The organism is Streptomyces sp. NPDC104307 (genome assembly GCF_055584045.1).
This window is the reverse complement of record NZ_JBVJMU010000001.1, coordinates 609,122-621,984: the sequence shown is the minus strand read 5'-3', so window position 1 is coordinate 621,984 and position 12,863 is coordinate 609,122. Positions and strand designations below refer to the sequence as shown.

Annotated in this window: 5 protein-coding genes; 1 reads left to right on the top strand and 4 read right to left on the bottom strand. The window is 74.2% G+C overall.

Translation table 11 applies throughout. The features are described 5' to 3' along the window. Positions 1-22: 22 nt before the first annotated feature. From ACZ601_RS02465 to ACZ601_RS02455, 3 genes are all read right to left on the bottom strand, one after another. The gene (locus ACZ601_RS02465) at positions 23-6,079 is read right to left on the bottom strand and encodes an SDR family oxidoreductase (protein WP_469532185.1); all 6,057 of its coding nucleotides are present in this window, start codon (positions 6,077-6,079) and stop codon (positions 23-25) included. Positions 6,080-6,135: 56 nt separating this feature from the next. Continuing rightward, positions 6,136-7,716, bottom strand: coding sequence for a PfaD family polyunsaturated fatty acid/polyketide biosynthesis protein (locus ACZ601_RS02460; RefSeq protein WP_469533795.1), 1,581 nt, complete (start codon positions 7,714-7,716; stop codon positions 6,136-6,138). A 93-nt stretch (positions 7,717-7,809) separates the two neighbouring features. Then, positions 7,810-8,952: an SDR family oxidoreductase gene (locus tag ACZ601_RS02455; protein ID WP_469532183.1), complete on the bottom strand. Its 1,143-nt coding sequence runs from the start codon at positions 8,950-8,952 to the stop codon at positions 7,810-7,812. Positions 8,953-9,774: 822 nt separating this feature from the next. On the opposite strand from ACZ601_RS02455, the gene ACZ601_RS02450 reads away from it, so the two are divergent. After that, the gene (locus ACZ601_RS02450) at positions 9,775-11,142 is read left to right on the top strand and encodes a wax ester/triacylglycerol synthase domain-containing protein (protein ID WP_469532181.1); all 1,368 of its coding nucleotides are present in this window, start codon (positions 9,775-9,777) and stop codon (positions 11,140-11,142) included. A gap of 41 nt (positions 11,143-11,183) precedes the next feature. Here ACZ601_RS02450 and ACZ601_RS02445 read toward each other — a convergent pair whose 3' ends face one another. Next, positions 11,184-12,557 (bottom strand): flavin-containing monooxygenase, encoded by a 1,374-nt coding sequence (locus ACZ601_RS02445; RefSeq protein WP_469532180.1) that lies wholly within the window; start codon positions 12,555-12,557, stop codon positions 11,184-11,186. Positions 12,558-12,863 lie beyond the last annotated feature (306 nt).

Here is a 12,863-nt window from a genome sequence, read left to right as displayed (position 1 = left end):
GGGCTGGGTCAGGAAGGGCGGGTCAGGAGGGGCGGCGGACGAGTTCGACACCGATCAGTTCCAGCCGGACAGACCCGTCGGCGTCGATCAGTGCCGCGTCGCAGCGCGCCCCCGTGTCGTGCGCCTTCCGCCCTCGCACCACACACCGCACGGTGCCGTCCACCGGGCCGCGTCGGTGCACCCGGCACTCGGCGACGGCCATCGGCAGCGTCGCCGCGCCGAGCACCTCCTCGCCCCAGAGGAGGGCGAGTTGCAGCGCGCCGTCCACAGCGGCCGGATCGAGCGGCCAGTAGTGCTCACCCGCCCAGTCCAGGGCACGCAGTCCCGCGACGGTCGCCTCCGCGCCGTGCCCGGAGACGCCGCGCACCGAGCGCAGTGCCTGGAAGCGGGGGCCGTGGAAGAGGACCTTCCCGTCGTACGACTCGGCGCGCGCGAGCGGCTCCAGTCCGTCCGGGATCTCCCAGGCGGCCGCATCGGGGCTGCCGTCCCCGGTGTCCAGGACCGCCCGGAAGTGCGCCGAGCCGTCCTCGCCCAGCAGCTCCGCCTCCAGCTCCGGGAACGAACCGGGCGCCCGGCCGCCGACCACGGTGATCCGGTGGCCCGCGCTCCGCAGTTCGGGCAGGGCGTACGTCCGGTACACCCGCAGATCGCGCAGAACCAGCTGTCCGGCATCCGGCAGCCAGGCCTCGGCCGAGGCGGCGAACCAGTTCAGGACCATGGCCACCGGCAGCACGGGAACCCCGGCGGGCGTGTGGTCGGCCAGCTGCGGAAGGGTGTCGGAGCGGAGCAGCACCTGTGCGCGACGTGAATCACCCGCCGGGGACAGGGCGTCCGGCTCGTCCCCGGCGGCCAGTACCACGCGGGCCTCTCCGGCGGTGCCGTCCAGCTCGGCCGTGAAGGCCGCGGCGCCCTGGTCCAGGGGGATCAGCGGAACCCCGGACCGGTCGAAGTGCGCGGCCAGGGCCTGGGTGACCATGCCGCCCTGCCAGGGCCCCCAGGCCACACACCGCACCAGAGAGCCGGGGCGACGGGACTGCTCGGCCGACGCGACCTGGTGGAGCACCTCATTGGCCATCGCGTAGTCGCCCTGGCCCGGATTGCCGAACACGGCGGCCACGGAGGAGAAGAGGCAGATCGTGTCCAGGGGGTCGTCCGCCGTCGCTGCCAGGAGCGCCCGCAGACTGTCCACCTTGCTGGACATCACCAGCTCGGCCTGCGCGTCGGTCTTGTCCGCGATCCGGCTGTCGGCCAGTACCCCCGCGCCGTGCACGATGCCGGTGACCGGCCCCCACGTCTCGCGCACGTCGCACAGGGCGGCGGCGAGAGCGTCACCGTCGCGGACGTCCACCCGGATGTACCGGACGGGCGATCCCGCGGCCTCCAGCCCCGCCACCGTCGCCCGCACCTCGCGCGCGGCCAGGATCTCCCGGGCCCGCTCCGCGATTCGGACGGGAGAGGTGTCCGCCGCGTCCGGGCCGGCGCGTTCCGCGAGCAGCCGGGTGAGGGCCGGTTCGTCGGTCGCGGAGGCCAGCTCGTAGGGCTCGGCGGCCGGCTCGGTCCTGCCGAGCAGCACGATCTGCGGACGGTGGGTCCTGGCCAGGTCGAGCAGGGCCGCAGCGGTCACCCCGCGTGCTCCTCCGGTGGCCACGATCACCGAATCGGAGGAGATCCGCGGCGTGCCGCCGGGCGTCACCCGCTCCTGTACCAGCCGCACGAGGGTGCGGGTGCCGTCCGCGCGCAGGCCCACCTCCGGATCTGTTCCGCCCGCCAGCAGTTCCCGCACGATCGCGGTGGCGACCTCCTCTTCGCCCCGTCCGCCGCGCCGGCAGTCGATGACCTTGACCGAGGCGTCCGGCCACTCCTTCGCCGCGGTCCTGGCCAGGCCGGCGACCCCGCCCAGCCACGCACGGCCGGGTTCGCCGCCCCCGAGCCCGAAGTCGCCCCCGGTGTCCTGGACGGTCACGAACAGCCCGCCGCCCCCGGCCGACCGAGCCGTGGAGACCGCACGCGCCGCGCGCAGCGCGGAGCGGTGGACCTCCCGCGCCCCGTCCGGTGTGGCGTCAGAGGTGAGCGCGCCGAGATGGATGATCGCGCGCGCGTCCGAGGGCACCTCCGTCATGGCGGTGGCGTCCACGCCGTGTTCCGCCAGTTTCCGGGCGATGAGGCCGGCCGTCGCGGACCCGGCCGTCCCGCCGCCGGTCACCACGACAGGCCCGTCGAACAGCCCGGCCGTGGCCAGCCCGGACGGCGGCGACTCCACGGTGCGCGGGACCAGCCTGGTCAGCGGCGTCCGCCCGGCGGAACCGGTGCGCGGGGCGGGCTGCGCGGGCGTCGCGGCGACGGCGGTGACTTCGGGGGATCCGGGGGGCTCGACGGCTTCCGGCACCGTGGTCCCGGGAGACGGGGCGCCGTCGGTGAGCGCGTCGACGATCTCGCGCAGCGTACGGAGCTTGCCGAGCCGGCCGATGTCGCCCGCGCCCACGTCGCGCACCTCTCGGCGCATGACCGAGAGGATCTCGACGCGCTTGATCGAGTCGACGCCCAGGTCTGCCTCCAGTTCCATGTCCATGTTGAGCATGGCGGTGGGATAGCCGGTCAGCCGGGCCACCACGGACAGGAGCAACTCCTCCAGCTCGGACGGCGACAGGGGCATCGCGCCATCGCCATCGCCATCGGCGGGGGCGGGTGCGGGGACGGTTGCCGGCACAGCGCTCATTGCCGGTACCGAAGGAGCCACGGGTGCCGGTGCCGGTGCGGTTCGCGGCGAGGAGGAGCGGGGGAGCGGCAGCGGCGGCGCGGGGACGGACACGTCCGGACCTCGACCTCCCCCGGCGTACACGTCCGGAGCACCGCCCACAGGTACTTCCGGGGCCCTGCCCACGGGTACTTCCGCGGCTCCGCCCGGGTGCGGTTGCCCGAGCATGGCCGCCAGGGTCGTCTCGGTCATCCGCAGGAAGGCGATGTGGCTGTCCGTCAGCATGCGTTGGCACGCCGCGTGCGCCTGCGCCGTCTGCCGCTGGACACTCTCGACGGCGGTGTACCAGCTGTCGTGGGCGGCGGGCTCGGCACCGGGCACCGGTTCGGGCTCCGGCTGCCACGGCGCGGATGCCGTCCCGTACTCCGACGGCTGCGGAGGGTGGACCGGGGAGGGGACGTACGCGGGCATGGGGACCGCCGGGGTGTCGGACGCGGATACGGGGGCGGGGGCGGGCCGGGGCCGGTGTTCCGGCTCCTGTTCCGGAGCGGGCGGCGGCTCTGCGGACGCGGTGCGGGGCGGCGGGAACTGACCGCAGTTGGCTCCGCTGATCTTCACGGTCATTCGGGGTTCGTGCTCCTTCGCTGGTCCCTCGTGGGCGTACGGCGCCCAGAGGGTGTCGAGATCGAGGGGGACGCCGCGTACCGCGAGTTCCCCGAGCGCGGCGTGCAGGGTGTCGGCGCCGGGCCGGGCCGGCCGGTCCAGGGGGACGGCCGCGTGCTCGCGGTCACCGAGGATCTGTCCAACCAGGCCGGTCAGCGCCGCGCCCGCGCCGACCTCGACGAAGGTCCGCACCCCGGCCGCGTACATGGCCTCGATCTGGTCCTGGAACAGCACCGGGGAAGCGACATGCCGGGCGATCCGGCCGCGTACCTCCTCGGGCGACGACGGGTACGGCGCCGCGTCCGCGTTGCCGTAGACCTCGGTCCGGGGCCCGGTGAGAGGCACCGTGCGCAGGTACGCGGCGAACGGCTCGACGGCCGGCCGGACCAGCGGACTGTGGAAGGCGGTCGATGCCGCCAGTCGGCGGGTGCCGGTCCCGTCGGCAGAGAACGCCTTCTCGGCCCGCGCGATCGCCTCCGAGGAGCCAGAAAGCACCACCTGGCGCGGCGAGTTGTGGTTGGCCGGCCAGATGTCGCCGAACCCGCCGCCGGCCAGCACCCGAGCCACGTGCGCGCGGTCCGTCGCCACCGCCAGCATCCCGCCCGGGGTGACCGCCGCGTCGCGCATCAGCTCGCCGCGGCGGCGGGCCAGGTCCACCAGCGAGCCGGCGTCCAGAACTCCCGCGCAGTGCAGCGCCACCAGCTCACCGAAGCTGTGACCCGCCACGCAGTCCGGCCGCAGGCCCAGCTCGCGCACCACTTCCAGCAGCGCGAGCGCGTGCACCGCCAACGCGGGCTGCGCCCACTCGGTGGCGTCCAGCAGGTCCCGCCGGGCGGCCCGCTCCCCGTCGGTGAAGGCGGGCGGCGGGAACACGGCCCGGTGCAGGGGGCGTCCGTCGAAGCGGGTGCCGCCCAGCCGGTCCCACACGGCCTGGGCGGCCGGCGCCAGCATCGCGAGATCGGCGCCCATCCCGACGTACTGGGACCCCTGTCCCGGGAACAGGAAGCCGATGCGGCCGGGTTCGGCGTCCCCGCAGGCGTACCGGACACCGGCCGGGGTGGAGAACGCGTCGCCGGGGCTGCGCCGGATCAGCGCGAGGGCCCGCGCGTGCTTCTCCCGCAGGTCATCGGCATCGGTGGCGACGACGGCCAGCCGCATCCGGGCGGCCGGTGCGAAGGAGCTGTGGCTCTCCCGCGCCAGTGCGGCCAGCGGGCGGCCGTCGTCGGCCCTCGGTGCCGCGAGGTCCGCCGGGGCCTCGCCGCTGAACAGGACGAGCTCGCTCGGGGCGGAGCGGTGGCGCAGAGCCGTACGGCCCCCGGTGGCCCGGGGTGTGTACTCCTCAAGCGTGACGTGGAAGTTGCTGCCGCCGAAGCCGAAGCTCGACACCGCTGCCCGGCGTGGATGCCCGGCGGGCCGCACCCACGGGCGGGTCTCGGTGTTGACGTAGAACGGGCCGTCCGCGTCGGCTGCCGCCGGGTTCGGCCGGTCGACCTTCACGGTCGGCGGCAGCACCTTGTGGTGCAGCGCCATGACGGCCTTCAGCAGCCCCGCCGCGCCCGCCGCGCACTTGGTGTGGCCGATCTGCGACTTGACAGAGCCGATGGCGCACCACTGGCCGTCCGTACGGCCCGTCGCGCCGAACACCTCACTGAGCGCCGCCAGTTCGGCGGTGTCCCCGGCCTTTGTGCCGGTCCCGTGTGCCTCCACCAGCTCCACGGTCTCCGGCCCGTAGCCCGCCCCTTCGTAGGCGCGGCGCAGGGCCCGCGCCTGGCCGTCGGGGAGCGGGGCGTAGATCGCCGTGCTCCTGCCGTCGGAGGACGTGCCGATGCCCCGGATCACGGCGTGGATCCGGTCGCCGTCCCGCTCGGCGTCGGCCAGCCGCTTCAAGGCGTACATCACGACCGCCTCGCCCAGCATGGTGCCGTCGGCCGAGGCCGAGAACGGCCGGCAGTCGCCGCTGGGGGACAGGGCGGGCGTCTTGGAGAAGCACAGGAACATGCCGATGTCGTTCCCGGTGTCCACGCCTCCGCTGATCACCAGATCGGCCCGGCCGAGGGAGAGTTCACCGACCGAGGTCGACAGGGCGGCCAGCGAACTGGCGCAGGCGGCGTCGGTGGTGTGGTTGATGCCGTGCAGGTCGAACCGGTTGGCGATCCGTCCCGCGACGACGTTGCCGAGCAGTCCGGGGAAGGTCGATTCCCGCCACGGTGCGAAACGCGACGAGATGCGGTCGCACACGGCTTGTGCCTCGGTCTCACCGAGTCCGCTCTCCCGCAGCGCCGCGAGCCAGACCGGGCGCTGGGCCCGCCCGTACATGTGCGGGAGCAGTTCCAGGGCAGCGGCGCCGAGGACCACACCGGTCCGGTCCCGGTCCACCCGACCCGGCCCGCCCGCGTCCTTCAGTACCTGGTCGGCGACCATCAAGGCGAGCAGTTGAGACGTGTCCGTCGTCGGCAGAATGGTGGGCGGCACCCCGTAGGCCATCGGATCGAAGTCGACCTCCGGCAAGAAGGCGCCCCGCCGGGCGTACGTCTTGTCGGGAGCGGCCGGGTCCGGGTCGTAGTGGTCCGCCACCCTCCAGCGCGAGGCGGGCACCTCGGTCATCAGGTCGCGGCCGCCGGTCACGATCCGCCAGTAGCCGGCCGCGTCCGTCGCGCCGGGCACCAGGGCCCCGACGCCGACCACGGCGACGGGGACCTGGCGGTGGGGTGGGCCGGGCACGGTCTCTCCTCCGGGTCGGTCTGTCGTTGCTGACGCCGGGGCGGCGCCGGTCCCGCTCACGCCAGCTCGCGCGGCGGGAAGCTGAACGCCTCGGCCGTCAGGGGGACGCCGTAGGTGCGCAGTTGATGGGCGCGGGTGACGACCGCGGCCCCTTCGAGCAGGTTGAGCGCGATCTGCACCACGGACCGGTTCGCCGGGGCGGCCAGGAACGAGCCCGCCACCCACCGGTTGAAGGCGCCCATCGCGGGACCGCACCAGATCTGGTAGTCGGCCCGCCGCGACGCCTCGCCGCTGATCGCCCACTGGCTGGAACTCCCCAGGTACCAGCGGAAGACCAGGGCCATCCGGTGCTTCGGGTCTGCCTCCGCACGGGCGATCTCCGCCGGGTCGCGCCGGTCCCAGAACGCGCGCGTGTGCTGCCAGACCTCGTCGAAGGGGGCGCGCAGCACGTCCCGTTCGATCGAGGACCGCAGCGCGGCCGGGAGCTCCTCCAGCGAACCGTGGGCCCGGTACGCGGAGTGGAGCCGCCCGGCCCGCTGGGCGAACATCGTTCCCCGGGACAGCACTTGCAGCTTCACGCCCAGTTCGAACATGTCGGCCGCCGGCGCCATGGTCACATCGGAGATATCCGCGTCGCAGAGCATCGTCTTGGCCTCGTCCGACAGTCCCGCCTCCGCGGCCGTCTGGTTCACAGAGCCGATGACGACGTAGGACGCGCCGAGGGCGAAGGCGGCGGCCACCGCGTCCGGTGTGCCGAGGCCGCCGGCCGCGCCGAGCCTGACCGGCCGGGGGTAACCGAACCGGCGGCACAGGGTGTCGCGCAGGGCCGCGATCCTCGGCAGCAGGGCCTGAAGCGGCCGGTTGTCGGTGTGGCCGCCGCTGTCCGCCTCCACGGTGATGTCCTCCGCCACCGGCACCAGAGCCGCGAGATCCGCCTCCTGCCGGGTCAGCTTCCCCCGCCCGACGAGCTGGTCCAGCAGTGCGGGCGGAGCGGGGGAGAGGAACCTCTCGGCCACCTCGGGGCGGGAGACCTTGGCGAGCAGCCGGGTGCGCCGGACGATGGAGCCGTCCGGGTCCCGGCGCAGCCCGTGCGCGGAGCACAGCACGACGGCCGGGGTCAGCTCCATGAACGCCGAAGCGGAGATCCGGGGGACTCCGGCGCCCACCAGCAACTCGGCCACGCGGAACTCCAGTTCCGGCTCTGCCGGTGAGTGGATGAGGTTGACGCCCCAGTTGCCGCGGGTGTCCAGCTCCCGCGCGAGCGCGTGCACGGCCCGTTCCACCTCGGGATAGGCCAGCCCCCCTGCCCCGAAGAAGCCGAGCATCTCCGCCCGTGCCATCGCCGAGACCATCCGGGTGGTCGCGATGCCGTTCGCCATCTCCCCCGCGACATAGGGGAAGCGGACGCCGTGCGCCTCGCAGAAGGTACGGCCGCCGAGCCACTCCGGGTACAGCGGCGGCAGCATGCCGAGCACCGGGCCGTCGGGTACCGGTCCGGTCGCGATCCCCAGCTCACGGCCGTCCGGAGCGCTGACGACGTGGACGGGTCTCCGGATCTGCCGGGCGCGGGCCGTGATCTCCTCGGGCGAGAAGACGGGCGAGAAGACGGGCGAGAAGACGGGCGAGGAGACCGGCAGGGACGCGGCGGGGGCGCCGGGAACGGTGGGGACGGACACGCAAGGGCTCCAACGGGAGAGGACGTGAGCTGGTCAGGCGTACGGGTCCGCCGGTCAGGCGGACGGAAGGACGGCCGGTGAAGCGCCCGGCGCCGGGGCGAGGGGCCGGCCCCTCGGGGCCAGACCGGACCAGAGGTAGTCCAGGCCCACCGGGGCGGAGGCCGCCGACGGCCCCAGCCGGGTCCTGACCCGGGTGTCGTCGAACCGCCGCCGGTGGGCGAGGTAGGCCGTCATGCCCGGATAGAACTCCAGCAGGGCCTCCAGCGGCGACGGGGTCTCCGGCTTGGCGGCGACCAGGTCGATCGAGAGCGGGACCAGCCGCTCCAGCAGGGTCACGACCGTGGGAACGGGCACATCACGGTCGTGGACGACGTGGTACGTGTCGACGCCGCCCGAGGGAGCCAGACCGGCCAGCCGCACCATGACCTCGGCCGCGTGCTCCACCTGCAGCAGATTCAGTCGTCCGCTCCGATGCCCCAGCGTCCGGACGAGCGGCCGGCCGGCCGGACCGCCGGGCGTGCCGGGACCGGCGGTACACCGCGCGTCCCGCAGGATCCGTTCGATGACCTGGAGCGGGTGCGAGGGCAGTTCGGGGTGCGGCGGCAGATCCGTGACGAGGACGCTCGGCCGCAGGACCAGGGCCGGGCGGCCGTGCTTCCGGGACCACGCGTGCACCAGCAGCTCCGCCTCGTACTTGGACCGCTCGTAGGCGTTCTCGAATCCGAAGGTGTCGTCCAGCTCGTCCTCGTACGCCACTCCGTCCCGCCGCGCCCCGGCGACGAACGCGGTGCTCACGTGACGGACCAGGGGCGCCCGGCGGCCCGCGGCCGCCAGCTCCAGCACCTGCCGGGTGCCTTCGACGTTGATCCGGCGCAGCTCGGGGAGGTCCCCCTCCAGGTTGATGGAGCCCGCGCTGTGCCAGATCGTGCCCAGACCGTCGGCCAGCTGCTGGAAGTTCCGCCCGGACAGTCCCAGCCGGGGCTGTGCCAGATCGGTCTCCACCACCCGTAGCCGGTCCGGCAGCTCGGCGGTGAACGCCTCGGGTGCGCCGGTCAGTTCGAAGAACCGGGTGATGCGGTCCAGTGCGTCGGCCGATCCCGCGTGGGCCAGCACCGTCACGGACGGGTGCGTGCCGAGCAGGCGGCGTAACAGGCGCAGTCCGAGAAATCCGGTGGCGCCGGTGAGGGCGACGTGCACGGGTGCGGCTCCAAGGGCGGTGAGAGGGCGGTCCCGGGACCGGGTGCGGAGGCGGGGTGCCGCCGGTGCGGCGGAGCGGGATGCCGCTGGTCGTCCTGCGAGGCGGAGTGCCACTGGCGGAGGCATCGCGCGGTGCGGTTCGGTGCTCGCGGGTGCTCCGGCTGCCCCGTCCGGCAGGGGTTCCTGGGGCCTGCCCCAGGCCGGTGACCTCCGGCGCACGGCACACAATGTCAGACGGTGGGCGGACCGAGAGCCCCGATTCCCCCTGCTCACCCGAACGAAGTACGGGTACGCGGTGCAGGACACGGGCAGTGCCGTACGGGCGCAGTCCTCCTTTCGGGGGAACCTGGCGGTGAGGGTCCTGGACCGGCCGGGGGTTCCGGGCAGGCCCGCCGGGGCCCGGCGCGTCGTCCGCGGCTGCCGGTGGCGCGGGGGCGGCAGGCCAGCCACGGCACGGGAACACGGGCCGCGGGCACTTGTGGGGCGGGCGGCGGCCGACAGCCCGGGGCCACGAGGCGAACCGGGGTGCTGAGGGCCTTACGGCGCGCGGGTGCGGGCGGAGCGGCTGCGGCCGGTGGCCATTCTGTTGTCCGGCCGGTCCGGGTGGGCGTTGTGCTGCGGCCACCGCCGGACGGACCGCCCGGCGGCGGCCTCCCGCCGCATGTCCGCCCGTGCCGCTCCGTCTCACCTCCCCGTCCCGACTGTCCCTCCCATCTGTTCGTCTCGTCTGCCCTTCTCTCCTGCCGCCGGTGCCGTCGCCCAGCCGCGGCTCCGCGGTTGCCCTGCTATGGCCTTCGGCCGGAATCGGAGCCCCGAATCCCCATGCCTGATCTCGAACAGTCCGCTGAGCCCGCCGAGTCGGCTCAGCCGGAGCCGCCCGCCTCCCCCGAGCGTTCCGCTCCGTCCATTCCTTCGCCCCGCCACCCGACGCACTCGGTCGACCGTGCGTTCCTCAGCCTGGAGCGGCGGCGGCCCGACGTCCGCTGGGACGCCGGCGGTGTCGCGTACCTCAGTGGTCCGCCCCCGGCCCTGCCGGACCTTCGCGCGTACGTGGCCTTCCGCCTGGGCGGGCTGCCCCTGCACACGAGCCGGGTCGAGGGCGGCCGGCGGCCCCGGTGGCAGCCGGACGCGGAGTTCGACATCGGCCGGCATGTCCACGAGGTGGTCGCCGACGGCCCCGCCGCGTGGGACTCCGCCCTGCACACCGCGCTCAACGCCCCCTTCGCGCCCGGTGCCCTGTGGGGGGTATGGCTGGTCCACGGGCACCAACCCGACGCCTACGCCGTGTGCTACCGCTTCCGGCACGCCTGCCAGGACGGCTCTGCCGCCGCCATGACCTTCCGCGCCATGCTGGGCGAGGGGGAGCCGTCGGCGCGCCCGGTACCGGGCCGGAGCCGTCGGGCCGGGGTGCCGCGGCGGGTGGGCGCGGCCGTCGCGCTGGCCACGAAGTTCGTCGCGGGCACCTTCGCCGTACGGGGGCACCGGCCGGATGCCGTCTTCACCCCCTCCGGGGAGCGGCGGCTGTGGCGCGGGCGGGTACCGGCGGACACGCTGCGCCGGATCGGCGCCGCACGCGGCGGCTCCGCCCATGACGTGCATCTGGCCGCACTCGCCGGGGCGTTGTCCGCCTGGTCGGCCCGGTCCGGGGTGCCGTTGCCTCGGGTGACGGCCGTGCTGCCCATCGACGCACGCCGTCCCGACGAGGACCAGACGTGGGGCAACCGCTGCTTCGCCGTGCCGCTGGAACTGCCGGTGCGGACCGTCACCGAGGACCCGGACGGAACCGGCGACGCTGCGGCCGCACTGCGGCGACTGGACCAAGTCATGGCGACGACCCGGAAGTTGCGGGGCGAGTCCTGGCGGCAGGGCATTCAGGACCTGGTCCGGTTCATGCCGGGCCGTCCCACCGAGTGGTATCTGCGAAGGGTCCTCTCCCCGCGCGTCACCAACGTCATGGCCACCTCCATGCCGGTCGCCGAGAAGGGGAGCCTGGGCGAAACACAGGTGACGGGCACCGCCCTGCTGCCCCTGGTCGTGCCCGGACACCTCTTCGGGGTGGGGCTGTCGTTCTTCGGTGAATGGGCCGAGGTGTCGTTCGTGGCCGATGGCGCCCTTCCGCTCGGGGAGTCGCTGCCGGAGCTGTGGGAGCGGGCCGTGGGCGAGCTGGAGGCGAACACGGCGCCGGCCTGAGCCGGGCCGGGCGTTCGCCACCGGTCACGGTGCGGAGCGGTTCACGGGACCTCGGCCGCCGGACCGGGACGGGCAGCGGCCAACACCGGCACGGGCGGTACGACACCGCGTGCTCGGCGCCGGCCCGCCCGGAGCTCCCGGCGGAGGGCCCGCTGGTAGGAGCCGACGTCGATCTCGATCCCGTGGCGGTAGCTGGGCGCGTAGGTCCGTTCATGGGACCGCCGCTCGCGGCCGATCGCCCGCGTCATGTCCTGCGGTGACGGCAGGGCGACCGTTCCCGTGATCAGGCCGGCGACCCACTCCGCCTGCGGTTCGAGCAACGGGAAGGCCGCGCCCGAGGGTTGAGCCAGCCCCATGAAGTAGAGGCCGGGGAGCCTCGGCGGCACGGTACGCAGATAGAGCTCCGTGCGGCCGTCCCGGGCCGCGAAGACGGCGGGGTCGAGGAAGGGGAAGGAGAGGGAGTATCCGGTGGCGTACACCACGGCGTCCACGGGTTCGCGGCTGCCGTCCGTGAAGGCCGCCGTGTCCCGGCCGAAGGAGCTCACGCCGGGCTTGGGCGTCACCGCGCCCCGGGCCAGCTGGACGAGGAGCTCGTCCGAGGTGGACGGGTGGGCGGCGAGGGGGCCGTGTACCGGATCGGCCAGCCCGTACTGGGCCGGGGCGCCTCGGGTCAGGCGCAGGAGAAGCGCCATCGCCGGGCCCTTGAGGAATCGCGGGATACGGGACAGCGGGCTCCGCACCAGGTGGTCCGCCGGCCGGCCGAGCAGCATCTTGGGGAACACGTGCGTCGCCTCGCGTGCGGAGAGGAAGGTCCGGGCCGCCGTTCGCGAGATCTCCGCCGCGATCTCGCACGCGGAGTTGCCCATGCCGATCACCAGGACCTGCCGGCCGGCGTACGGCTCGGGGGAGCGGTACTCGTGCGAGTGGAGCGCGGACCCCTCGAATTCCCCGGCCCCCGGCACGGCGGGGCCGGGCAGGCGGGGGCTCCAGTGGTGCCCGTTGGCCACCACCACTTCGGTGTACCGCCGCGTCGTCACCTCCGCCGCCGGGTCCCCGCGGCGCCGGCGGCCGACCTCCCAGCCGCCGTCGTCCAGGGGCCGCACCGAGGTGACCTCCGTGCCGAACGTGATGTGGCGGTGCAGACCGGATCTCGCGGCGTACTCCTCCAGGTAGGCGAGGACCCTGCTGTGGTGCGGGAAGACCGGAAAGGTCTCCGGCATCGGGAGCGAGGAGAAGGACATGCTCTCCTTCGAGATGTTCGCGTGCAGCGACGCGTACACCCCCGACATGCCGTTGTCGTTGCCGTACCGCCAGAGCCCGCCGATGCCCGAACCGGCCTCGAAGCAGTCGAACGGAACACTGTGCGAGGCGAGGACCTTGCTCGCGGCCAGACCCGACGGACCCGCTCCGATCACACACGTTCTCCGCACGGCTGACCGCCCCTTCGCCTGCACCGAGCACGATGCTCCGGAGCGGGTCACGCTATCCACGCCGCGACCCCTGGAACCGGTCTTCGGCGGTGGACCCGTCGCGCGGATGAACACGTCGTGCACGGGGTTGACGACAGCGGTACGGGTGCTCCTTCCGGCACCGTTTCCGCTGCCCGGCCTGCTCGTTGGGCACGGGCGGACCGGACGCGCCACCGAACGCCCGGCCCACGTACTCCCGTACACCGGCAGGACGCGGACCACTCCCGCGGCCCACAGCCGGACCCGGCACGA